This window comes from Xanthomonas sp. GW, from assembly GCF_014236815.1.
Classification (GTDB): Bacteria; Pseudomonadota; Gammaproteobacteria; order Xanthomonadales; family Xanthomonadaceae; genus Xanthomonas_A.
In genome coordinates, this window is the sequence record NZ_CP051189.1 from 884,725 (window position 1) to 908,456 (window position 23,732).

Genomic DNA, 23,732 nt, shown 5'->3' on the forward strand with positions numbered 1-23,732 from the left:
AGAACGATGCACAGTCATCCATGTCGTACCCGTGCCTGGACGCTGCTCGCGCTGGCAACCGCGCTGGTGCTGGCGGGTTGCAAGAAGCAGGAAGAAACCGCGGCGCCGGCCGCGCCGGCCGCTGCGCAGCAACCGGCCGCTGCCGCGCCGGCCGCGGTGGCCGATACCGATAGCGAGTTCGCCACCAACGCCGCCAATCCCGACAACTGGGGCGGCATCGGGCGCGACTTCGGCCTGAACCGGCACAGCCCGCTGGCCGAGATCAACCGCGACAACGTCAAGAACCTGAAGATGTCGTGGGAGATGAAGACCGACGCCACCCGCGGCCACGAAGGCCAGCCGCTGGTGATCGGCAGCATCATGTACATGGTCAGCGCGTATCCGAACAATGTGTTCGCGATCGACCTGGCGGCGCAGGACGACGGCGGCAAGGTGCTGTGGAAATACACCCCGCAGCAGGACGAGCGCTCGGTGGCGGTAGCGTGCTGCGACACGGTCAACCGCGGTGCGTCCTATGCCGACGGCAAGCTGGTGTTCGGTAGCCTCAGCGGCGACGTGATCGCGCTCGATGCCAAGACCGGCAAGGAAGTGTGGAAGCAGAAGCTCGCCTATCCTGAAAAGGGCGAGACCATCACCATGGCGCCGATCATCGCCGACGGCAAGGTCATCGCCGGCATCAGCGGCAACGAATTCGGCGTGCGCGGCCGCGTCGCCGCGTATGCGCTCGGCGACGGCAAGCAGGCCTGGTCGTGCGAAGCGACCGGCACCGACAAGGACATCTGCCTGGGGCCGGATTTCAACAAGGCCAATCCGCAGCACGGCCAGCTCGGCGACCTTGGCGTGAAGACCTTCCCGGAGGAAGGCTGGAAGCGCGGTGGCGGCGCGGCGTGGGGCTGGTACAGCTACGACCCGAAACTGAAACTCCTCTACTACGGCACCGGTAACCCCGGCCTGTGGAGTCCGTCGTACCGCTGCGGCAAGACCACGCAGAAGGAATGCGATACCGGCGAATACGACAACAAGTGGTCGATGACCCTGTTCGCGCGCAAGATCGAGACCGGCGAAGCGGTGTGGGGCTACCAGAAGACGCCGTTCGACCAGTGGGACTACGACGGCATCAACGAGCCGATCCTGGTCGACCTGACCATCGACGGCAAGCAGGTGCCGTCGGTCGTGCAGTTCGATCGCAACGGCTTCGCCTATGTGCTCGACCGTCGCGACGGCACGCTGCTGCGCGCGCACAAGTTCGTGCCGGCCAACTGGGCCGAGAGCATCGACATGAAGACCGGCCGCCCGATCAAGGTCGCCGCGCATTCGCCGCTGGAGCGCGGCAAGAAGGTCGAGGCGTTCCCGTCGGCGATGGGCGGTAAGGACCAGCAGCCGTGCTCGGTGGATCCGGCCAATTCGGCGGTGTTCTTCTGCGGCACCAACAACTGGCACATGGAACTGGAACCGCAGGAACGCGGCAACACCATGATGGGCCTGCCGTACGTGTTCGCCAACGTGATGATGAAGCCGAACGAACCCGGCGCGCTGGGCATCGTCAAGGCGTTCGACGTGGTCGAAGGCAAGTCCAAGTGGGAGATCAAGGAGAAGTTCCCGGTGTGGAGCGGCACCCTGGTCACCGACGGCGGGCTGGTGTTCTACGGCACGCTCGACGGCTGGTTCCGCGCGGTGGACAAGGACACCGGCAAGAAGCTGTGGGAGATGAAGCTGCCGTCCGGCATCATCGGCAACCCAATCGCCTACAAGGCCAACGGCCACCAGTACGTGGCGGTGTTCTCCGGCATCGGCGGCTGGATCGGCCTGCCGGTCGCCGGCGGCCTGGATCCGGGCGATCCGTACGGCGCGCTGGGTGCGGCGGGTCTGGCCTTCAGCAACGGCTTCGACAAGATCCCGTTGGGCGGCATGGTGCATACCTTCCGCATCGACGGCGCCGGCAAGACCGTCACCGCCAGCGCCACCGCTGCGGCGGGTGGCGCACCGGCCGCCGCGGCCAAGACCGCGCGATGAGCCGGCGGCGACGCGTCCATGTCGCGAGCGACCGCCCGGGGGAGGCGGTCGCCCGGCGGCGCTGGTATCGGGGCGCGCGCGCCGTGGTGTTGCTTTGCAGCCTCGGACTCGTCGCCGCAGGTTGCACGCGCGAGCCGTCGTCCGCGACGGCTCGCGTTCCTGAGGCCGCCTCCAGCGCGGCCGCCAAACCAGCGGCGGGCACCGTGCCCGCCCCCGCGCTCGCCGCCGATGCGGCGGTGCTGCGGGTCTGCGCCGATCCGGGCAACATGCCGTTGTCCAATCGCGCCGGCGAAGGCTTCCAGAACAAGATCGCGCAGGTCCTCGCCGAGGCGATGGGCCGGCGCCTGGAATACGAATGGCGCACCTACTATCAACGTGGGTTGGCGCGCAGCACGATCAACGCCGGGCGTTGCGACGTGCTGATGGACATGAACAGCGATTTCGAGATGGGCTTGCCCACGCAGCCGCTGTACCGCTCAACCTATGTGCTGGTGACCCGCAAGGGCCTGGCGTTGCAGCCGGCCTCGTTGGACGATCCGGCGCTGAAGAAACTCAAGATCGGCGTGTTCCAGAGTTCGCCGGCGCGGCAGGCGCTGTTCGACCACGGCGTGTCCGGCGATGTGCAATACCTGTTCTACGACTCGGCGACCTCGCCGCAGGACCACCCGGGCAAGCTGGCCGAACGCGTCGCCGGCGGGCAGCTCGACGCCGCCGAATCCTGGGGCCCGGTCGCCGGCTATTACGCCGCGCGCGGCGGCATGGGCGTGGTGCCGCTGAACGTCATCGACGACGAGGTGCTGGAGTATTCGATGGCGTGGGCGGTGTCGCGCAAGAATGCCGATCTGCGCGATGCGCTGAACACGGCGATGCAGCGCAGCGCCGGCAAGATCGGCGCGATCCTGCGCGAATACCACGTGCCGTTGGTGGCCTGCGCCGACTGCATCGTCAACGGCGATTTGCGCTCGCACGGCAGCTACGACACGCCGGGCGACGACACCACGACGCCGAGTGCGCAGGCCTCTTCGGAGATGCTGGCGCAACTGCAGCTGCGCATCGCCGGCGGTGCCGACCCCAACCAGGAACTGGCGCATGCGCTGGACGCCGGCGATGGCGTGCGCGTGGCCTGGCTGCTGCGCCACGGCGCCAGCGCCGACCGGCCCAACCTGCTGGGCGAGCCGCCGCTGCACCAGGCGATCCGCAACCAGGCGCCGACCCTGGTCGGCGAGTTGCTGGCGGCCGGCGCCAACGTGGAAAGCCGCGACGGCAGCAGCGGCTGGACGCCATTGATGAAGGCGGCCTGGGGCAACGACGCGCAGAGCGCCAAGCTGCTGCTTGCGCGCCGGGCCAAGGTCGATGCGGTATCCAAGGATGGCTGGACCGCGCTGGATCTGGCGATCTCCTATGCCGATATCGAGCTCGTGCAGGTGCTGCTCGGCGCTGGCGCCAACGTGCGCCGCAGCAATCCGGCCGGCTTCACCCCGGTAATGTTCGCGGTGGCGCGCAACGATCCGCAGATGCTGGACGCCTTGCTGGCGCGCGGTGCCGAGGCCGACCGGCCCAACCGCGCCGGCGTCACCCCGCTGATGCTGGCCGCCGCCGCCGGCCGCGCGGATGCCAGTCGACGCCTGCTCGCCGCCGGTGCCAACGCGGCCACCCGTGACGCCGACGGCAAGACGCCGGCGGCACTGGCGCAACAGCGTGGCGATGCGTCGCTGGCGCAACTGCTCACGGAGGCCGAACACCGACGCACGCAATGACCGCCACGCCTTACCTGCTCGCGCCGCAGCCGCGGCATTCACGTCCCCACAGTCCGTCCCGCAAAGGTTCTTTTCCCATGCGCAATGCCGTCGTCCGCCGTTCCGTCGTCCCGAAGCTGCTGCACCTGTCCCTGTTCGCGTTGACCCTGGCCCTGGCCGCCTGCGGCAAGGATGCACCGCCTTCCGCCCCTGCTGCCGCGCCTGCCGCTCCATCGACGGCCCCCGCGGCCGCACCTGCGCCCAGCGCCGCCCCGGCGGCTGCGCCGGCCGCCGCCGCTGCGACCCCGCCGCCGGCCGCGGTCACTCCGATTCCGAAAGGCCCGCCGGTGAAGGTGACGCCGGAGCTCGCCGCCGAAGGCAAGAAGATTTTCCTGTCCGCCGGCTGCAGCGCCTGCCACGGCGGCACCGGCGGTGGCGGCATGTGCCCGCCGCTGACCAACGACATCTGGGTCTACGGCCACGACGACGATACGCTGCGCACGCTGATCAGCGAAGGCACCGCCGGCATGACCGCGCACGGCAAGGTCCGCGTCGGCCACGAGAAGGTGGTCGGGCAGATGCCGCCGTTCGCGCCGGTGCTCAAGGACGGCGACACCGAAAAGCTGCTGGCCTTCATCCACTCGATCAACAAGACCGCGGGCGCGGCTCCATGACCCCAGGCGCACGCCGCACGTTGGGCACCGCTGCGCTGGCGCTGCTGCTGGCCGGTGCGGCCTGCCAGCGCGCGGCGGCGCCTGCCGGTGCCGCGGATGCGAACGCCACCGCCAAGCCATCCGCCACGCCGGCAGCGGCGCTGGCGTACGTGCCCAACCAGCGTGCCGGCACCATCTCGGTGATCGACACCGGCACCGACGCGGTGCTGCGCACGCTGTCCGCGCAGGGCCAACTCGGCAAGCGCCTGCAGCAGCTCCTGCCCGGACCGTCCGGGCATCTGTACGTGATCGACGCGCAAGGCCACCGGCTGCTGGAACTGGATACGGTGCAGGACCGGGTGCTGCGCAGCGTGGACATCGGTGAGAACGCCGAGGGTATCGCCGCGTCGCCGGACGGCCGCCAGTTCGCGGTATGCGTGGAAGGGCAGAACCAGGTGATGCTGATCGATCCGACCAGCTTCGCGATCGGTGCGCGCATCGCCACCCAAGGGCAGGCGCCGGAGCACTGCGTGTACAGCCCCGACGGCGCGCTGCTGCTGACCAGCAACGAAGGTTCCAACGATCTGGACGTGATCGACCTGAAGGCGGGCAAATCCACCGGCGTCATCGCCACCAGCGGCCATCCGCGCGGCATGGCGTTCGCCCCCGACGGCAACACCGTATACGTGGCGCAGGAAGCGGCCAGCGTGGTCGATGTGATCGACCTGGTCGCACGCCGGCGCGTGGCCAGCATTCCGGCCGGGCAGCGTACCGCCGGCATCGCCATTTCGCGGGACGGCAGCCGCGTCTACGCCTCCAACGGCGGCGCCGGCACGGTCAGCGTGATCGACCCGGCCGCGCGCGCCAGCCTGGCCGAGATCCCGGTCGGGCAGCGCCCGTGGAATCCGGCGCTCAGCGCCGACGGCAAGAAGCTGTACGTGGCCAACGGCCGCTCCAACAGCGTGAGCGTCATCGACACCAGCGCCATGAAGGAGATCAAGCAGATCGCAGTGGGCGACATGCCCTGGGGTGTGGTCATCGCGCAGTGAGGCGAGGAGCGCATGCGGCACAGCGAGAGGATGCGGGGAGAGGGGAATGAAGACGCGAGCCGCGGTCGCCTGGGCGGCGAACCAACCGCTGGCCATCGAGGAAGTGGATCTGCAACCGCCCAAGGCCGGCGAGGTGCTGGTGCGCCTGGTCGCCAGCGGCGTGTGCCACAGCGACGCCAGCACCCTGTCCGGCGCCGATCCGGATGCCGCGTTCCCGGTGATCCTTGGCCAGGAAGGCGCCGGCGTGGTCGAGGAAGTCGGCATCGGCGTCACCAGCGTGCGCCCCGGCGATCATGTGATCCCGCTGTACATGCCCGAATGCGGCGTGTGCAAGTTCTGTCGCTCCGGGCGCACCAATCTGTGCCAGGCGATCCGCGCCAGCCAGGACCGCGGGCTGATGCCCGACGGCAGCAGCCGCTTCTCGCTGCGCGGGCGGCCGATCCTGCACTACATGGGCACCAGCACCTTCGCCGAGTACACCGTGCTGCCGGAGATCGCGGTGGCCAAGATCCATCCCTCCGCGCCGCTGGACAAGGTGTGCCTGCTCGGCTGCACCATCACCACCGGCATCGGCGCGGTGCTCAACACCGCGCGGGTGCGGCCCGGCGACAGCGTGGCGGTGTTCGGGCTCGGCGGCATCGGCCTGTCGGTGGTGCAGGGCGCGGTGATGGCGCGCGCCGGGCGCATCATCGTGGTCGACATCAACCGCGACAAGTTCGAGCTGGCGCGCGCGTTGGGCGCCACCGACTGCCTGGATCCGAAGGACTTCGGCGCGCCGGTGCAGCAGGTGATCGTCGATCTCACCGACGGCGGCGCCGACCACAGCTTCGAGTGCGTCGGCGACGTGCGCGCGATGCGCGCGGCGCTGGAGTGCTGCCACAAGGGCTGGGGCGAAAGCATCATCCTGGGCGTGGCGCCGAGCGCGCAGGAGATCAGCACGCGGCCGCTGCAACTGGTCACCGGCCGCGCCTGGCGCGGCAGCGCGTTCGGCGGGGTCAAGGGCCGCAGCGAACTGCCGGCCTATGCCGAGCGCTACCTGGCCGGCGAGATCCGCATCGACGAACTCATCAGCGAGACGCTGCCGCTGCAGGACATCAACCGCGCCTTCGATGCGATCCGCGAGGGCAGGGGCATCAAATCGGTCGTACTGTACTGACATCAAGGAGCACGCATGGTTAGCAGCAAAGGACGCGGTATCGGGCAGGCGCACGCGCACGGACTGGCCGCCGCCATCGTCATGGCCCTGGCCGCCGCGCCGGCCGCCGCGCAGACCACGGTCAATGCCGGCGATGCGCAGATCACCGCGCTGGACCGGGTCGAGGTCACCGCCACGCCGATTCCCGGCACCCTGATCGATGCCGACCACCTGCCGTACACGGTGCAGACCGCCAACGCCGACGACATCGCGCGCAGCCAGGCCGGCAACCTCACCGATTTCATGCTGCGGCAGATGAACGGCGTGGACACCAACGAGGTGCAGGGCAGCCCGTTCCAGACCGATCTCACCTTCCGCGGCTTCCGCGCTTCGGCGTTGCCGGGTGCCTCGCAGGGCGTGTCGGTGTACTTGGACGGGGTGCGCATGAACGAGCCGTTCGCCGACATCGTCAGCTGGGACATGATGCCGGAGGCGGCGATCCGCAGCGTCGCGCTGATGCCCGGCTCCAACCCGCTGTTCGGGCCGAACACGCTCGGCGGCGCGCTGGCGTTCACCACCCAATCCGGCCTGACCGCGCCGGGCCTGCGCGCGGATCTGTCGTTCGGCAGCGGCGCGCGCAAGCGCCTGGATGCCTCCTACGGCTACGCCGGCCGCGATGGCCTGCACGCCTTCGTCGCGGTCACCGGCTTCGACGAGGACGGCTGGCGCGATGCCTCCGAAGGACGCCTCGGTACCGTGTTCGGCAAAGTGGGCAAGCAAGGCGACAATACCGACTGGGACGTATCGCTGCTGCACGGGCGCAGCCGCCTGATCGGCAACGGCCTGCTGCCCAGCAGCCGCTACACCGACGACGGCATCGAGTCTGGCCTGTACGAGGCCGACCGCGACGCGGTCTACACCTCGCCGGATATGACCCGCAACCGCAACACCTTGCTGACCGCGCAAGTGGACCACCGCTTCGACGCGGATACGTCGCTGCACCTGCTGGCCTACTACCGCGACGGCCGCCGCGACACCGTCAACGGCGACATCAACGAGGACTACGAGGAATTCGTCGAGGACTGCGCCGACGGCTACGCCGCCGACGGCACGCCGCTGGACGACGATTGCGCCGTGTCGCGCGCCGATGCCGACGCCTTGCACAGCGGCGTGCTCAACACCACGCAGATGCGCCAGCACGCCGAGGGCGTGGCGCTGAACTTCAGCCGCCAGGCCGGCGCGCATGCGCTCAGCCTCGGCGCCACCTACGACCGCAACCGGGTGCGCTACCGGCAGTACGCACAGGAGGGCTTCGTGGAGGACGACCGCGCCGTCGTCGCCGATCCCGACGAGGAGCGCGCCTTCTTTTCCGGGGTCAGCGGCCGCAGCAGCACGCTGGGCGTGTTCGCCGCCGACACCTGGGAAGTGAGCGAGGCCACCCACGTGACCGGCGCGCTGCGTTGGAACCGGGTCGAGGTCAGCAACGTGCTGTCCACCGCCGAGGACGGCGCATTGCCGCGCGAGCGCTTCGTGTTCGCCAAGGCCAATCCGTCGCTGGGCATCACCCAGCGCCTGGGCGGCGGCTTCACCGCCTTCGCCTCGGCCTCGCAGAACAGCCGCGCGCCGACCGCGATCGAACTGGGCTGCGCCGACCCGGAACAGCCGTGCCGGCTGCCGACCGGGCTGCAGGCCGACCCGCGCCTGGAGCAGATCGTCTCGCGCACCTACGAAGTCGGCGTGCGCTGGAATCCGTCGCCGGAGCAGGCCTTCAACGCCTCGCTGTACCGCGCCGACAACCGCAACGACATCCTGTTCCTGCGGGCGCCGAACACCCAGCTGGGCTACTTCGACAACGTCGATCGCACCCGCTACCAGGGCGCGGACCTGAGCTGGCGCGCCAGCAGCGGCGCGCTGCGCTGGTTCGCCGCCTACAGCTACCTGGACGCGACCTACCGCAGCGACGGCGAACTGCTGTCCGGCGAGCGCACCATCGAACTGCATCCGGGCATGCGCATCGCAGGCCTGCCGCGCAACACGCTGAAGCTGGGCCTGGAGTGGCAGGCGCTGGCGCAACTGGCGCTGGGCGCGGACCTGCGCGCGATCTCGCGGCGCGTGGCCAGCGGCAACGAGGACGGCCTGGTCGAGGATCCCGAGGACGGCGAAGACGCGGTGCGCCACGACCTGTCCACCGGCGGCTACGCGTTGATCGACGTGCACGGCACCTGGCAGATCGCCGACGGCCTGTCGCTGTACCTGCGCGTCAACAACCTGTTCGATCGCCGCTACGAGACCTATGCGGCAGTCGCCGAAGACCTGTTCCCGGACGGCGCGTTGGCGCGCCCGCAGGACGCCGCGGTCGAAGACGGCGCCTCGCGCTTCGTCGCACCCGGCGCGCCACGGCAATACCAGGTCGGTTTGCGCTGGCGGTTCTAGGGTGGCCGGTAAACTGTGCAGTGCAGTGCAGTGCAGTGCGCTGCGGCGCCGCCGACACCAGGCACCTGATTTTTGTAGGAGCGGCTTCAGCCGCGACCGAATCCGGAAGATGGCCGACTTCGGGAAGAGTCGGGACTGAAGTCCCTCCCACAAAAGCCGTGCAGATCGCCGTCGATATGATTGTTGCGTTGAACACGAGAGCAGACCTGCGCTCATGCAATGCCGCATCGGGCCAAGGCTTGTCGAGGGAGCGACTTCTTGTGGGAGCGACTTCAGTCGCGACACCGGAGCCGGAATTTTCAGGCTTCGACAGCAGTCGGGGCTGAAGCTGCTCGCACAATAGCGTCGCGGATACATCGCTGCATCACGCGATGGTTGTTTGTAGGAGCGGCTTCAGCCGCGACACCGAGGCCGGAAGGCATCCGGCTTCGACAGCACTCGGAACTTAAGTTGCTCCTAAGAAAGCAGCGCCGATGAGCATCGCCGTAGCAGACGACTGCTTCTTTGTGGGAGCGACTTCAGTCGCGACACCGGAGCCGGGAATTTGCAGGCCTCGGTAGCAGTCGGGACTGAATCTCCTACTAAAACAGCGGCATCGCTGCATCACGCGATGGTTGTTTGTAGGAGCGGCTTCAGCCGCGACCCCGAAGCCGACCTGTATCCGGCTTTGGGGTCGCGGCTGAAGCCGCTCCTACAGGAAGTGGGATGCAGAAGATGGCGTGACCGAACAGCTTCGCCTCCGCACTCAAGCCGTCGCCAACCCATGCTTGCGCAGCTTGCGGTACAGGGTGTTGCGGCTGATGCCGAGCGCGTCGGCGGTGCGGCTGACGTTCCAGCGATGCCGTTCCAATTGCTGCTGCAGCACGCTGCGTTCGGCGCTGTCCAAGGCCACGCGGCCGGGCATGTCGTCGGCGGCGACCGCATCGCCGTTGACCAGGCACGGGCCGCTGTCGGCGTCGACGATTTCCTGCGGCAGGTTGGAGATGCGGATCATGCCGTCGGCGCACAGCACCGCAGCGGTGCGCAGCACGTTGCGCAGTTGCCGCAGGTTGCCCGGCCAGGCGTAGCTGAGCAGCTTGTGCAGCGCGTCTTCGCTGATGCGCACGTGGTGCTCGCCGCTCTCCTCGCGCAGCAGGGTGCGGATCAGTTCGGCCTTGTCGCTGCGTTCGCGCAGCGGCGGCAGGTGCAGCACCACGCCATTGAGGCGGTAGTACAGGTCCTCGCGGAACTCGCCGGCGGCCACCATCTGCATCAGGTCGCGGTGGCTGGCGCTGATCACGTGCAGTTCCAGCGGCATCGCCCGGTCGCTGCCCAGCGGGGTCACGCTCTGTTCTTCCAGCACGCGCAGCAGCCGCGTCTGCAGCGGCAGCGGCATGTCGCCGATCTCGTCCAGGAACAGGGTGCCGCCGCTGGCCTGCAGCAGCTTGCCGTGGCGGCCTTCGCGCGCCGCGTCGGTGAACGCGCCGCGCGCGTAGCCGAACAGTTCGCTCTCGATCAGCGCCTCGGGGATCGCCGCGCAGTTCACCGCCACGAACGACCGCGCCGCCCACGGCGAGCCACGGTGTACCGCCTTGGCGAACTCTTCCTTGCCGGTGCCGGTGGCGCCGCACAGCAGGATCGACACGCGATGCGCGGCCAGCTTCAACGCGTTGTCCAGGTTGTGGCGCATGCGCGGATCGGAGCCGACGTGTTCGCGGGAATAGGCAGCCTCGCCACTGTCGGCGCTGGCGGCACGCGCGCGGCCGGCGGCCGCGTCGCGGCGCGGCGGCTGCGCCAGGGCGAAGAAGCGGCGCCCGTGGCAGGCGCAGCGGATCGACCACAGCGTGCTGGCATCGTTGCGCGCGCGCTGCTCCACGGTGTCGAAGTCCAGCTGCATCACCTGCGAGATGTCGCGCCCGACCAGCAGGCTGCGGTCGCCCTTGCCGAGCTGTTCCAGCGCCGCCTCGTTGACGGCCAGCACGCAGCCGTCGGCGCCGATCGCCATCAGCGCCTCGTGCAGCAGGCCGGCGAACTCCGGGCGGCTGTGGAAGCGCAGGATCCACGCGTGCCGGTACTGCTCCAGGAAATACGAACGCGCGATCTGCGCCGCCGACATGCGCACCAGCGCACTGGTATGGCGCTGCACCAGCTTGGTGTCGCGCGCGTCCGGCGTGGACGCATCCAGCACCGCCAGCAATTGTCCATGCGGGTCGAGGATCGGCGCGCCGCTGCACGACAGCGGCAGATGCCGGACCAGGTAGTGCTCGCCGCGGTGCACGCCGAGCGCGCTGCGTTCCACCGCGCAGGTACCGATGCCGTTGGTGCCCTGGTAGCGCTCGGCCCAGCTGGCGCCGCAGAACAGCCCGGTCTCGCGGAATTCGCGCAGCAGCGCCGGGTCCTGCACGCTGTGCAGCAAGGTCGCCTCGGCGTCGGCGAACACCACCGCATAGCCGCCGCCGGCGATCTGCTCGTAGAGGTTCTCCATCTCCACCTTGGCGATGCGCAGCACTTCCTCGAGCCGCTGCTGGCGCTCGCGCAGCCCGTTGCCGTCGTGGACCATCGGCGAAGGGGGGGCATCCGGGCTCAGTCCGTGCTCGTCCATGCAGCGCTGCCACGAGCGCGCCAGCGCCGGCGGCAGCGGTTCGATCTGGCGGAAACGGCGCATCCGCGCCAGCAACGCGGATTCCGCCTCGGCAGCGGACGGCGCTCCGGCCGTGGCCTGCAGGAGGTTGGCGACAGTCAGCTCCGACACGTGGCGCATCCTCGGGTCCTCACCCGGGACCAGAACGGCAGTGACGCACAAACCGGGCCGGGGCTCAAACCGCAGTGCAGCAAAAGCCGGGATTGGGGATTCGGGATTAGGGATTGGCGGGGTCGGGCCAGGAGCGCAGCCGTGGGGGCAAGGCCGCCGCGCAAGCAGGCCGGCGGCCTTTGCCCTCGCGGGCTTGGTGATCGGGACGCTCTCGGTCCGGCTCCTGCCATCACTAGGCCATCGCCGGGCCGCCGCGGGTGGGCGCGTCCATGCCGCGTTCCAGCTCGGCTTGCCTGCCTTGTTGCAGTTCCTTGCCGATCGCCAGGTTCGCCGCCTGCAGCTTCTGGTCCGATTGCTCCACCGGGGTGCTGATCGCCAGTTCGACGTTCACCGCGGCGCGCTTGTGCGCTGGATCGCGCGGCTCGCCCTGCACGACGAACAGGTGGCCGTTGTCGCCCAGCGTCACGTGGTCCGCGCGGTCCAGCGCGTTTGACGCAAGCGGGAAGTCGTTGTGCGCAGACGTCCCGCGATTGTCCCGGCAGGCGGCCAGGGCGGCCCGGCTCAATCGCTCGCTGGCCTCGTCGTACGGCTTGCCGAGGTCTTTGTCGATCTTGCCGACGCCGTCGCGGATCTGGTTGAGCAGGGTGTGGTTCTGGTGGTCGGGATCGCCCGGGTTCGCCGGCGCCGAACGCCCTGGCGCCGGTTCCGCCGGGGCCGGGGTTTCCTGTGCGTTGTGCCGTTCGCGCATCTGCGCCTGGGTCGGCACGTGCAGCAGCGTTTCTGTCTTGCCGTCCTTGCTCACCTGCAGGTCGACGCTCTGGTCGGCATTGCCGACGCGCTTGACGTCGCCGTGTTCCACCGCGCTCCACTTGCCGCCGACGAAGGCCGTGCCGTGGCCGTTGCCGTCGAAGACCACGAGATCGTTGTCCGCGCCGAACAGGCTGGACGACTGCGCGGACACCTTGCCGCTCTTGTTCTGGAGGTTGTAGCCGAAGGACGTGTCCTGGTCGAGCGCGGCGATCAGCTTCGGCGCCTGCCCGTTCTGCAGGAACAGGGTCTTGACCGCGTCGTACTGGTGGCGCGCGTCGGGATGGGCGGTGTCGTTCTTCAGGTCGATCGGGCTGCGCAGCGGATCGGCGGCGACCGCGTTGAACGCGTCGTGCAGCGGGTTGCCCGGCTGTGCCGCGCGCAGCTTGTTGAATACCTCGGTGCCGGCGAGCGCATGATGCACCCCGGTCTCGATGTAGTCGGGAACTTCCTTGCCGTCCTTGATCTTGTTCGGCAGCATCGCATCGACCTTGCTCACCACGTCGTCGACGCTGGCCAGGCTGCCGTCCTTGATTCCGTTGATGATCTTCGGGTACTGGCCCTTGCCCGCCTGGTTCTCCAGCTTCATGACCACGGTGGCGAACTTGGCCTGGTCGTCGAGGCTGGCGTTCTTGTAGAGATCGGTCTGTTGCAGCTGGTGCAGCGCGCCGCCCGGGTCCTTGTTGCCGTCGCCCGGACGCAGCAGGCGCTCGACCTGCGTCCGGTCGTGGTCGTGCACAAAGCTCACGCCGGCATCGGAGGCCAGGAACGTGTTGAGGTTGCCGCGCACCGTCTCGTCGAGCGCGCGATTGTTGTCCGCCTTGATGGCCTTGCCGTCGCGCTGCAGGTCGGTGGTGGTTTGGGTCTTCTCGCTCTCCGACAGCGCCAGGCTCGGCGTCTGCTTGGCGGCCCAGGTCTGGTAGGCGGACACCAGGTCGGTGGCCACCTCCGGGTGCGCGCCGAAGTCGGTCTGCAGCGTGCCGATGGTGAAGCCGCTGTTCCCCACCGGCGTCATCTTGCCGTCCGCTGTGGTGCCGGCGAAGGACAGGTGGTAAGCCACGTTCTTGGGGCCGATGCTGCCTTCGGACGACACGCCGATGGCGAAATACGCCAGCGTTTTCAGTTCGTTATCGCTCAATTGCGGTTTGGCCGCGGTCGTGCTGTCGCTCGGGTCTGCCATGTCCGTTCTCCTTAACGTTGTGCAATCCTTGGGGCGGCGATCCGCGCTAGCCAGCCGCGCCGTGGCCGCAGAGTTTGAGGTTGGTGCGCGCGGCGCGAATCACCCCCAGGTAATCGTCGACGATGGCCGGGCTCATGCCGTCGGTGATGGCATCGTCGCTGCGGCTGGCGTCGTCGCGATAGGGGGCCAGTGTCTGCAGGCATCCGGCATCGTCGCCGAGCCTGTGCTGGGTGATCGCGTAGTCGTTGCGGATCGCGCCTTCGTCGCTGAAGCTGGAAGTCGCCAGGCAGCTGCGGTAGAGCGGCGCCAGCGTCGCCTCGGCTTTCGCGTAGTCCTTGTGGTCGTAGAGCGACTGGAACGCCTTGCGCGTGCGCTGCACGGACGCCGGTTCGCAGGCCGCCGCCAGCGGCAGGTAATCGCCCTCGAAGCTGCCGTTGCCGCCGCAATACTCCCGGCAGGCGCTCTCGCTGCCGGTCGCGGCACGGATCGCGGCGCCGGCGCCGGTCTTGGCGATCTCCAGGGTGCAGGTGCCTGGATGATCGCCGTCGTACACCGCCGCCTGGGTGCCGCGCAGCTTGCCGCTGAAGCTGCAGCTGGCATCGGCATTGAGCGTTTCCAACGAGAAGCCGGAGCTGCCTTGCGTATCGGGTTCTATCGTGAGCTGGCCCCAGCCGCGCTCGGTGGCGTAGTGGCCGGGTGCAGGCAGCGGCGCCGCCGCGGTGTTCGCAGGCGCGGTGGCGGCAGCGGCCGCCGGGGCAGTGGCATGGCCGGCGCCGGCGGGAGTTGCTGCAGACGGGGAGGGCGGCTGCGCCGCCTGTCCGGAGTTGCCGCATCCGCACAAGGCGGCGATGCACAGCGCCAGGCAAAGACGGACGGCGTTGTTCGCCGAGGTCAGGCGTCCGCTGAACGGAACAAGCGCATTTCCCACGGCATCCTCCACTGACGCGAACGCCGCGAGCCTATACCCGTGCAAGCGGCCCGGCAAGCGAGTGCCGGGCTGTGCTTACAGCGCGTACCCGAACTGCTGCTTGAACTGGTCGTTGAACTCGTCGAAGTCGAAGCGCTGGTTCTGCGTGCCGGGATGCTCGACCTTCAAGGCGCCCATCAGATTGCCCATGCGCCCGATCGTCAGCCAGTCGCAGCCGCGCTCGATGCCGAAGATCAGGCCGGCGCGGAACGCGTCGCCGCAGCCGGTCGGGTCGACCACGCGGCGCTCGTGCGCCGGCGGGACGTCGTAGGTCTTGTCGGGGGTGTACACCAGCGCGCCCTTCGGGCCCTGGGTGGTGATGTAGGCCTGCACCCGCGAGACGATGTCCTGCTCGTTCCAGCCGGTGCGCTCCTGCAGCAGGTTGGACTCGTAGTCGTTGACCACCACGTAGTCGGCCTGTTCGATGAACGTGCGCAGTTCCGGGCCGTTGAACAGCGGCATCGCCTGGCCGGGATCGAAGATGAAGGGAATGCCGCCGGCGGCGAACTCCTCGGCGTTCTGGATCATGCCCTCGCGCCCGTCCGGGCCGACCAGGCCCAGGGTCACGCCCGGCACGTCGCGCACGTGGTTCTCGTAGCTGCGCATCATCGCGCCGGGATGGAACGCGGTGATCTGGTTGTTGTCGTGGTCGGTGGTGATGAACGCCTGCGGGGTGAACAGGTCCTCGATCACCTTGACCCGCGACAGGTCGATGCCCAGGGTCTCGAAATGTTCGCGGTACGGGCCGAAATCCTGGCCCACCGTGCCCATCGGGATCGGATCGCCGCCCAGCAGGTGCAGGTTGTAGGCGATGTTGCCGGCGCAGCCGCCGAACTCGCGGCGCATCCGCGGCACCAGGAACGACACGTTCAGGATGTGCACCTTGTCCGGCAGGATGTGGTTCTTGAACTGGTCCGGGAACACCATGATGGTGTCGAAAGCGAGGGAACCACAGATCAGTGCGGACATCGGGCAGGCCTTGGCGGAGGGATGAGCCCGCATTCAGGCGGGCAGAGCGCGGGGTCGCCGCGGCGCAAAGGGTAACGGCTGCGGCCTGGCAGGGCCAGAAGCACGATGCACGGCGCCGCTGCGAGCGTGTGCAAGGCGCGGTTTTAGCGAGAATTTTCCTTGCCCGCACCCAGGTGGGTTGTTACGCTAGCAGACTTCGTTTTCTGCCCATTTTTTCGCCATTCGGCGACGGCACGCGACTCCCCAGGACTCAATTCCCCGATGTTCAAGAAACTCCGCGGCATGTTCTCCAACGACCTGTCCATCGATCTGGGCACGGCCAACACCCTCATCTACGTGCGTGGCCAGGGCATCGTGCTGAACGAACCGTCGGTGGTCGCGGTGCGCCAGGACCGGGCGATCGGCGGCACCCGGTCGGTGGCCGCGGTCGGCGCCGAGGCCAAGCAGATGCTCGGCCGCACGCCGGGCCACATCACCACCATCCGCCCGATGAAGGACGGCGTCATCGCCGACTTCACCTACACCGAGGCGATGCTGAAGCACTTCATCAAGAAGGTGCACAAGTCGCGCTTCCTACGCCCGAGCCCGCGCGTGCTGGTGTGCGTGCCGGCCGGCTCGACCCAGGTCGAGCGCCGCGCGATCAAGGAATCGGCCGAAGAGGCCGGCGCACGTGACGTGTACCTGATCGAGGAACCGATGGCCGCGGCGATCGGCGCCGGCATGCCGGTCACCGAGGCGCGCGGCTCGATGGTCATCGACATCGGCGGCGGCACCACCGAGGTGGCGGTAATCTCGCTGAACGGCATCGTCTACTCGCAGTCGGTGCGCATCGGCGGCGACCGCTTCGACGAGTCGATCACCAACTACGTGCGCCGCAACCACGGCATGCTGATCGGCGAGGCCACCGCCGAGCGCATCAAGCTGCAGATCGGCTGCGCCTATCCGCAGGAAGAGGTGCAGGAGATGGAGATCTCCGGCCGCAACCTCGCCGAGGGCGTGCCGAAGATGATCAAGATCAACTCCAACGAGGTGCTCGAGGCGCTGCACGAGCCGCTGTCGGGCATCGTCTCGGCGGTCAAGCTGGCGCTGGAGCAGACCCCGCCGGAACTGTGCGCCGACGTCGCCGAGCGCGGCATCGTGCTCACCGGCGGCGGCGCGCTGCTGCGCGACCTGGACCGGCTGATCTCCGAGGAGACCGGCCTGCACGTGCAGGTCGCCGACGACCCGCTGACCTGCGTGGCCCGCGGCGGCGGCCGTGCGCTGGAGCTGGTGGACATGCACGGCAACGAGTTCTTCGCGCCGGAGTGATGGTGAGGCCGGCAATCGGGAATGGGGAATGGGGAATCGAACCCCCCATCCGCACCGATATTGCCGGCTCCGCGACCGCTACCGTGCCCGCGCCCCGGCCCGATCGAGCCGGGAGCGCGCTGTCGTTTTCCGATTCCCCTTTCCCGATTCTCCTTTCCCGGCTCTAGCCCGTGCCTCCCTACGCCGGTCCTCCCGTCACTGCCCGCCCGGGCGAAGCCGCCAGCACGCCGCGCCTGCTGGCGTACCTGGCCTTGGCGGTGGTGCTGATCGTGCTCGATGCCCAGGCCGGCTGGCTGGCCCAGCTGCGCAGCCAGACCAACCTGCTGGTGCAGCCGCTGTGGGCGCTGGCCGGGTTGCCGGGCCGGCTCGGCTCGCAGGTGCAGGAAAACGCCGCCAGCCATGCGCAACTGGTCAGGGAGAACCGCACGCTGCGCAACGAGCTGCTGATCGCCAAGGCGCGGCTGACCCGGCTGCAGACCGCGGCGCTGGACAACGCGCAGCTGCGCGAGCTGCTGGGCGTGGCCGAGCGCCGCGGTCTGGACGTGCAGCTGGCGCCGATCCTGGACATCGACCTGGACCCGACCCGGCAGCGCCTGGTGCTCGACGCCGGCGGCCGCGACGGCGTGCACGTCGGCCAGGCGGTGATCGACGCCGGCGGGCTGATGGGGCAGGTGATCGAGGTGACTCCGCTGCACTCCACCGTGCTGCTGCTGACCGACCCCGATCACGCGGTGCCGGTGACGGTGGCGCGCAACGGCGTGCGCCTGATCGTCTACGGTCGCGGCGACACCCTGGAACTGCGCGACGTGCCGCTCAGCGCCGGGGTCGAGATCGGCGACGAGATCGTCACCTCCGGCCTGGGTGGGCGCTTCCCGGCCGGCTTCCCGGTCGGCACGGTGGCGACGCTGCGCCCGGACGACACCCACGCCTTCCTGGTCGGCAACCTGAAACCGGCGGCGAAGCTGGACCGGGGGCGGGATGTGCTGTTGCTGCGGCCTTCGGCCGCTGCAACGGGATTGGGGATTGGGAATTTGGGATTGGATAGAAGCGGCGCCAGCGGCGGTGGCAATGGTCGTGTGGCACCCGCGGTTTCCACCACGCCCGGACAGCCTGCGTCCCCCCCAATCCCCAATCCCCAATCTCCAATCCTCGCCTCTCCGCGATCAGCCGCCACGCAGCCACCCGCGCGCCCTGCGACCGCTCCCGCTGCCTCCGCCTCGCCCGTCGCCCCCAAACAGCCAGAGCCCTCCCCAATCCCCAATCCCGAATCCCGAATCCCGGCGTCTCCACAGGAGACGCAGCAATGAGCCGCCCCCGCAGCAAAGGCTGGGTGCTGCCGGTCAGCGTGATCCTGGCGCTGGTGCTGGGCTTGTTGCCGTTGCCGCTGGTGCTGCAGCCGCTGCGCCCGTACTGGCTGGCGCTGGTGGTGGCGTACTGGGTGATCGAGACGCCGGACACGGTCGGGCTGGGGTTCGCCTTCGCCATCGGCGTGGTCGCCGACCTGCTGTACGGCGGGGTGCTCGGCGAGCAGGCGCTGCGGCTGGTGATCCTGAGCTTCATCCTGCAGCGCTTCCGCGCGCGCATCCGCTTCTTCCCGATGTCGCAGCAGGCGCTGGCGATCGGTGGCTTGCTGGTCAACGACCGCATCGTCGCCGCGGCCGTGCATCTGGCGGTGGGCGAGCCGACGCTGCCGTGGAACTACTGGTGGGCGCCGCTGCTGGGCATGGCGCTGTGGCCGCCGCTGTTCGTGCTGCTGGACGCGCTGCGGCTGGGTCGGCGGAGCAAGAAGTAGCGTGGCCCTGAACACCCGCCGCACGCAGAAGAACCCGCACGCCGAGGCCGAGCAGTTCCGGCGCCGCGCGGCGCTGGGCTTCTTCGGCGTGCTGGTGGCGCTGGTCGGCCTGGGCGCCTGGTACTTCAAGCTGCAGGTGCTGGACCATGACATCTACGCCACGCGCTCGGACGCCAACCGGATCAAGCCGCGGCCGGTGGTGCCGGGGCGCGGCATGATCTACGACCGCAACGGCCGCCTGCTGGCCGAGAACGTGCCCGCGTTCCGGCTCGACGTGACCCCGGACAAGGTCGAGGACATGGACGCGCTGCTGGCCGAGCTGGGCAAGGTCATCGCGCTGTCGGCGGAGGACATCGAGCGCTTCCAGGCTGCGCGCAAGGCCAGCCGCAGCTTCCGCCCGGTGACCCTGAAGCTGCGGGTCAGCGAGGAGGAGCGCGCACGTTTCGCGGTGGACCGCTGGCGCTTCCCCGGCGTGGAGCTGGAGCCGTATCTGACCCGCCACTATCCCTACGGCGACCTGTTCGCGCACATCATCGGCTACGTCGGCCGCATCGACGAGAAAGACCTGGAGATGCTCGGCGAGGGCAATGCCGCGCTGACCCACATCGGCAAGTCCGGGCTGGAGCGCTATTACGAAGAGGAACTGCGCGGCAAGGTCGGCTACGAGCAGGTCGAGACCAACGTGCAGGGCCGCGCGATCCGCACCGTCGGCCGGGTCCCGGCGCAGTCCGGCGCCGACCTGCGCCTGTCCATCGACGCCGACCTGCAGCGCGCGATGGTCGCCGCGTTCGGGGACTACCAGGGCGCGGCGATCGCGATCGATCCGCGCACCGGCGAGATCCTGGCCATGGTCAGCCTGCCGTCCTACGACCCCAACCTGTTCGTCAACGGCATCTCGCACGCCGACTTCCAGGCGCTCAACAGCGATCCGTCGCGGCCGCAGTTCAACCGCCTGGTGCTCGGCGGGGTGGCGCCCGGTTCGACCATCAAGCCGTTCATGGGCCTGGCCGGGCTGGACAGCGGCACGCGCCGGCCGGAGGACAAGATCCTGTCCACCGGCATGTTCTACCTGCCCGGGGTCAGCCGCGGCTGGGGCGACTCGCACCGCGGCGGGCACGGCTGGACCGACCTGCGCAAGTCGATCTCGCAGTCGGTCAATACGTACTACTACAAGCTGGCCATCGACATGGGCATCACCAAGGTCGACCAGTACATGAACCGCTACGGTTTCGGCGCGCCCACCGGCATCGACCTGATGGGCGAGATCGGTGGCATCGTGCCGTCGCCGGCCTACAAGGCCAAAAGCCGCAAGGAAGCCTGGTATCCCGGCGACACCGTCAACATCGCCATCGGCCAGGGCGACTGGAAGGTGACCCCGCTGCAGCTGGTGCGCGCGGTGGCCGGCATCGCCGATGGTCAACTGCGCACCCCGCACCTGGTGATGGCCCAGCGCGGCGCATTCGACCAGCCGTGGGCGCCGGTGGCGCTCGGTGCGGGCAAGCCGATCAGCGACAATCCCGGCAACCTGCAGGCGGTGCGCGAGGGCATGATGGACACCATGCGTCCGGGCGGCAGCGGGCATGCGATCGCGGTCAGCGCGCCGTACCAGATGGCCGGCAAGACCGGCACCGCGCAGGTGGTCAGCCGCAAGGGCCTGGCCGCGGTGGATCCGCGCAGCCTGCCGATGCACCTGCGCCATCGCTCGCTGTTCGAGGGCTTCGCCCCGGCCGAGCAGCCGACCATCGCGCTGGCGGTGGCGGTGGAAGGCGGCGGCTACGGCGCCAGTACCGCCGCGCCGATCGCGCGCAAGATCTTCGACGCCTGGCTGCTCGGCCGCCTGCCCGCCGGCATCGAGCCGCTGGACAGCCTGCGCGGCGCCACCGCATTCGGCAGCCAGCTGTACTACGCCGAGGATCCGGGATCGCGCGGCGCCGCCGACGCGGTGGCGCTGGCCGCCGGCGAGCGCCCGGTGCTGGTCGGCCCGGTCGAAGTGGAAGCCGCCGCCGTGCCGCTGCCGGCCGCGCCGCCGCCGATCCCCGACGAGATCCCGGACGAACGATGAAGGATTTCCTGCGCTGGCTGGCCGATCTCGGCGGCCGTTTCGCCCGCACCCTGGACTGGCCGATGTGCCTGGCCCTGGGCGCGCTGATGGTGATCGGCCTGGCGGTGCTCAAGAGCGCCGGCGGCCAGGCCGGCGGCAACCATCTGATGCTGGCCCAGGCCATGCGCTTCGCGATCGGCGCGGCGGCGATGTGGGGCCTGTCGCGGGTTTCGGCGCTGCGCCTGCGCGCGTGGACGCCGCTGATCTACGCGCTGTCGATGCTGCCGCTGCTGGCGGTGTTCGCGCTGGGCACCGGCAAGTACGGCCGGCAGTGGCTGGACCTGAAGGTGTTCTACCTGCAGCCGGCCGAGCTGCTGAAGATCAGCATGCCGATGATGGTGGCCTGGTACCTGCATCGCGTGCCGCTGCCGCCGCGCGTGCCCACGGTGCTGGTCAGCGCGGTGATCATCGGCCTGCCGACCGCGCTGATCATGCTGCAGCCGGACTTCGGCACCGGCGTGCTGATCGCCGCCAGCGGCGGCTTCGTGCTGCTGCTGGCCGGGCTGCCATGGTGGTGGGTGGGCATCGCGGTGGGCGGCGTCGCCGCGGCCGCGCCGGTGGCCTGGCTATGGCTGCTGCGGCCGTACCAGAAGGACCGGATCATGATGTTCCTCAATCCGGAGAACGATGCGCTCGGCGCCGGCTGGAACATCATCCAGTCCAAGATCGCGATCGGCTCCGGCGGCCTGCACGGCAAGGGCTGGGGCCTGGGTTCGCAGTCGCACCTGAACTTCATTCCCGAGCAGACCACCGACTTCGCGTTCTCCGTGCTCAGCGAGGAATTCGGCTGGATCGGCGTGGCCACGGTGCTGACCCTGTACCTGGTGGTGATCGCGCGCTGCCTGTGGATCGCCGCGCAGGCGCGCGACACGTTCTCGCGCCTGCTCGCAGGCGCCACCGGCCTGGCGTTCTTCGTCTACGTGCTGGTCAACGGCGGCATGATCTCCGGGCTGCTGCCGGTGGTCGGCGTGCCGATGCCGCTGATGAGCTACGGCGGCACCTCCGCGGTGTCGCTGCTGGCCGGGCTGGGTTTGGTGATGGCGGTCAAGGCGCACCGCCCGGTGCACGGCTACTGAGCCGCCGCGGCAAGCCGGCGCGCGCAGGCTTAACCGCAAGCATGCGGTGATGTGGCAAACGATTGCGGCGTATGTCGGCGCTGCGCACAATTCGCGTCGATGCCACGTCGCGGCGCCGCTGGAGCCGGCCCGCCACGAGCGCAGGATCTGTTCCGGGTGAGCCATGCGCGGCGTCGACGCCGCCCAGCCGGCCCGCGTCCATCGAGGGAGCCAACGCAGCGCATCGTCGATCCGGGCATGTCCCGTGTCGTTCTTCTGCGTCCGTCCGCGCCTGTCCTCCTCGCGTCTTTCCCGTGGTTCCTGTCCGCTCGGCTGTGCCGACATGGATGTGTGTCGATGAAATTCCTGCGATTCCTGTTGCTGCTGAGTGTCGTGCTGGGCCTGAGCGGCTATGCGCTGATCCGCTACTACTTTCCCAAGGGCGCCATGCACAGCCACGGCTACGGCCGGGTCGCGCTGACCCAGCCGGCCGGCCCGCCGCGGGGCGTGGTGATCCTGTTCGCCAGCGGCAACCGCGCGCAGCGCCAGGCGGCGGCAGCGCGCATCGCCGCGACCGGCGCGGTGGTCGCGACGGTCGACGGCGATCGTTACCTGATGCGCCTGCAGCGCGGCGGCAGCGGCTGCGGGCATGCCTGGCACGATGCCGAGCAGTTGAGCCGGCACCTGCAGCGCGACCTGCACGGCGATCGCTATTTCCTGCCGATGCTGGCCGGCACCGGCACCAGCGCAACCCTGGCCGAGCGCATCGTCGGCGCCGCGCCGGCGGCGACCCTGGGTGGCGCGATCGGCATCGCGCCGGCGCCGACCGAGGTCTGCGCCGGCACCGCGCAAGCCAACAGCGCGCAAGGTTTCGTCGATCTCGCGGCGGCACCGCTGGGCGCGGCGCCGGAGACGGCGCTGGCCGCGCGCGTGGCCGCGCACCTGCACGCGCCGGGCAGCGGCGGCGCGCTCGACGATCTGCCGTTGACCGAACTGCCGGTGCGCGTGCCCGGCGCGCCGCTGGCGATCGTGCTGTCCGGCGACGGCGGCTGGCGCGATATCGATAAGGGCATGGCCGAGGCCCTGCAGCAGCGCGGCATCGCGGTGGTCGGCTGGGACAGCCTGCGCTACTTCTGGCGCGACAAGCCGCCGGCGCAGGCCAGCGCCGACCTGGCGCGGGTCATCGCCCACTACCAGCAGCGCTGGCACCCGCAGCGCATCCTGCTGGTGGGCTATTCCTTCGGCGCCACCGCGATGCCGTTCATGTACAACCGGCTGCCGCCGGCGCAGCGCGCGCAGGTCGGCCTGCTGGCCTTGTTCGGTGTGGACCACAAGGCCGATTTCCAGATCCGTGTGCGCAACTGGTTCGACCTGGGCGATGCCAACGACGCCAAGCCGGTGTTGCCGGAAATCGCGCGCATCGCGCCGTCGCAGCTGCTGTGCGTTTATGGCGACAAGGAAAAGGACACGGTGTGTCCGGAACTGCGCGACAGCGGCGCGAAAGTCGTCGCGCTGCACGGCGGCCACCATTTCGACCAGCACCCGGCCGGATTGGCGACGATCGTGGACGCGCGCTGGCAGCAGCTCGCGGAGGACGCACGCCAACCTGTCGCGGCACTGGATGCCGGGCATCCTCGCGCAGGCACGGTGCAACCCGCTCCGCTGCGTACCCCACCCGGAGCGCTGCAATAGCGATGTCCGCTGCCTCGGTGGCTTGGCGCTGCCGATGTCGGAACGGGGGACGTTCTAAGCATCCGCAGCGCCCGGCCAGGCGCGCACGGCCGCCGACCTGCCGTTCGGCGA

The 23,732-nt window shown here is 69.4% G+C and carries 16 protein-coding genes; 12 read left to right on the forward strand and 4 right to left on the reverse strand.

Annotated elements, in window-relative coordinates; translation table 11 throughout:
- Positions 1-6 precede the first annotated feature (6 nt).
- From HEP73_RS03815 to HEP73_RS03840, 6 genes are all read left to right on the forward strand, one after another.
- A complete protein-coding gene (locus tag HEP73_RS03815; protein WP_185822177.1) occupies positions 7-2,013 on the forward strand; it encodes a methanol/ethanol family PQQ-dependent dehydrogenase in 2,007 nt (668 codons plus the stop codon).
- The gene (locus HEP73_RS03820; protein ID WP_185822178.1) at positions 2,010-3,770 is read left to right on the forward strand and encodes a quinoprotein dehydrogenase-associated putative ABC transporter substrate-binding protein; all 1,761 of its coding nucleotides are present in this window, start codon (positions 2,010-2,012) and stop codon (positions 3,768-3,770) included. Before HEP73_RS03815 ends, HEP73_RS03820 begins: the two co-directional genes overlap by 4 nt.
- Before the next feature lie 77 nt (positions 3,771-3,847).
- Complete coding sequence (locus HEP73_RS03825) at positions 3,848-4,423, forward strand: c-type cytochrome (RefSeq protein WP_185823286.1); 576 nt, start codon at positions 3,848-3,850, stop codon at positions 4,421-4,423.
- Positions 4,420-5,451, forward strand: a complete 1,032-nt coding sequence (locus HEP73_RS03830; RefSeq protein WP_185822179.1) for a beta-propeller fold lactonase family protein — start codon at positions 4,420-4,422, stop codon at positions 5,449-5,451. Before HEP73_RS03825 ends, HEP73_RS03830 begins: the two co-directional genes overlap by 4 nt.
- Positions 5,452-5,497: 46 nt before the next feature.
- A complete protein-coding gene (locus HEP73_RS03835; protein WP_185813881.1) occupies positions 5,498-6,607 on the forward strand; it encodes an S-(hydroxymethyl)glutathione dehydrogenase/class III alcohol dehydrogenase in 1,110 nt (369 codons plus the stop codon).
- Positions 6,608-6,622: 15 nt separating this feature from the next.
- Positions 6,623-9,019: a TonB-dependent receptor gene (locus HEP73_RS03840; protein ID WP_185822180.1), complete on the forward strand. Its 2,397-nt coding sequence runs from the start codon at positions 6,623-6,625 to the stop codon at positions 9,017-9,019.
- Between the two features lie 745 nt (positions 9,020-9,764).
- Here HEP73_RS03840 and HEP73_RS03845 read toward each other — a convergent pair.
- The 4 genes from HEP73_RS03845 to HEP73_RS03860 all read right to left on the reverse strand — a co-directional run bounded on the left by HEP73_RS03845 (position 9,765) and on the right by HEP73_RS03860 (position 15,673).
- Positions 9,765-11,750 carry a sigma-54-dependent Fis family transcriptional regulator gene (locus HEP73_RS03845; protein ID WP_185822181.1) on the reverse strand — a complete coding sequence of 662 codons (1,986 nt, stop codon included), beginning with the start codon at positions 11,748-11,750 and terminating at the stop codon, positions 9,765-9,767.
- Between the two features lie 232 nt (positions 11,751-11,982).
- Complete coding sequence (locus tag HEP73_RS03850) at positions 11,983-13,737, reverse strand: XVIPCD domain-containing protein (RefSeq protein ID WP_185822182.1); 1,755 nt, start codon at positions 13,735-13,737, stop codon at positions 11,983-11,985.
- 46 nt (positions 13,738-13,783) lie between these two features.
- The gene (locus tag HEP73_RS03855) at positions 13,784-14,311 is read right to left on the reverse strand and encodes a hypothetical protein (RefSeq protein ID WP_185823287.1); all 528 of its coding nucleotides are present in this window, start codon (positions 14,309-14,311) and stop codon (positions 13,784-13,786) included.
- 429 nt (positions 14,312-14,740) lie between these two features.
- Positions 14,741-15,673, reverse strand: a complete 933-nt coding sequence (locus tag HEP73_RS03860; protein WP_003465839.1) for a carbohydrate kinase family protein — start codon at positions 15,671-15,673, stop codon at positions 14,741-14,743.
- Positions 15,674-15,934: 261 nt separating this feature from the next.
- Between HEP73_RS03860 and HEP73_RS03865 the strand changes: the two genes are divergently transcribed.
- From HEP73_RS03865 to HEP73_RS03890, 6 genes are all read left to right on the forward strand, one after another.
- Complete coding sequence (locus HEP73_RS03865) at positions 15,935-16,981, forward strand: rod shape-determining protein (RefSeq protein WP_003465837.1); 1,047 nt, start codon at positions 15,935-15,937, stop codon at positions 16,979-16,981.
- 170 nt (positions 16,982-17,151) lie between these two features.
- Positions 17,152-18,288 (forward strand): rod shape-determining protein MreC, encoded by a 1,137-nt coding sequence (mreC, locus tag HEP73_RS03870; protein WP_185822183.1) that lies wholly within the window; start codon positions 17,152-17,154, stop codon positions 18,286-18,288.
- Entirely contained in the window at positions 18,285-18,773 is a 489-nt protein-coding gene (gene mreD / locus HEP73_RS03875) for a rod shape-determining protein MreD (protein WP_185822184.1), read from the forward strand. The genes mreC and mreD overlap by 4 nt, the downstream gene beginning before the upstream one ends.
- A 1-nt stretch (position 18,774) precedes the next feature.
- Complete coding sequence (gene mrdA, locus HEP73_RS03880) at positions 18,775-20,835, forward strand: penicillin-binding protein 2 (protein ID WP_458309646.1); 2,061 nt, start codon at positions 18,775-18,777, stop codon at positions 20,833-20,835.
- Complete coding sequence (rodA, locus tag HEP73_RS03885; RefSeq protein ID WP_185813876.1) at positions 20,832-21,950, forward strand: rod shape-determining protein RodA; 1,119 nt, start codon at positions 20,832-20,834, stop codon at positions 21,948-21,950. Before mrdA ends, rodA begins: the two co-directional genes overlap by 4 nt.
- 336 nt (positions 21,951-22,286) lie before the next feature.
- Entirely contained in the window at positions 22,287-23,621 is a 1,335-nt protein-coding gene (locus HEP73_RS03890) for a virulence factor family protein (protein ID WP_185822185.1), read from the forward strand.
- The last annotated feature ends 111 nt before the right edge of the window (positions 23,622-23,732 follow it).

Coding starts and splice junctions, on each gene's coding strand:
- HEP73_RS03865 (WP_003465837.1), top strand. CDS start 15,935: ATGTTCAAGAAACTCCGCGGCATGTTCTCCAACGACCTGTCCATCGAT.
- HEP73_RS03830 (WP_185822179.1), top strand. CDS start 4,420: ATGACCCCAGGCGCACGCCGCACGTTGGGCACCGCTGCGCTGGCGCTG.
- HEP73_RS03820 (WP_185822178.1), top strand. CDS start 2,010: ATGAGCCGGCGGCGACGCGTCCATGTCGCGAGCGACCGCCCGGGGGAG.
- HEP73_RS03840 (WP_185822180.1), top strand. CDS start 6,623: ATGGTTAGCAGCAAAGGACGCGGTATCGGGCAGGCGCACGCGCACGGA.
- mreD (WP_185822184.1), top strand. CDS start 18,285: ATGAGCCGCCCCCGCAGCAAAGGCTGGGTGCTGCCGGTCAGCGTGATC.
- HEP73_RS03815 (WP_185822177.1), top strand. CDS start 7: ATGCACAGTCATCCATGTCGTACCCGTGCCTGGACGCTGCTCGCGCTG.
- HEP73_RS03835 (WP_185813881.1), top strand. CDS start 5,498: ATGAAGACGCGAGCCGCGGTCGCCTGGGCGGCGAACCAACCGCTGGCC.
- HEP73_RS03860 (WP_003465839.1), bottom strand. CDS start 15,673: ATGTCCGCACTGATCTGTGGTTCCCTCGCTTTCGACACCATCATGGTG.
- rodA (WP_185813876.1), top strand. CDS start 20,832: ATGAAGGATTTCCTGCGCTGGCTGGCCGATCTCGGCGGCCGTTTCGCC.
- HEP73_RS03825 (WP_185823286.1), top strand. CDS start 3,848: ATGCGCAATGCCGTCGTCCGCCGTTCCGTCGTCCCGAAGCTGCTGCAC.
- HEP73_RS03890 (WP_185822185.1), top strand. CDS start 22,287: ATGAAATTCCTGCGATTCCTGTTGCTGCTGAGTGTCGTGCTGGGCCTG.
- HEP73_RS03850 (WP_185822182.1), bottom strand. CDS start 13,737: ATGGCAGACCCGAGCGACAGCACGACCGCGGCCAAACCGCAATTGAGC.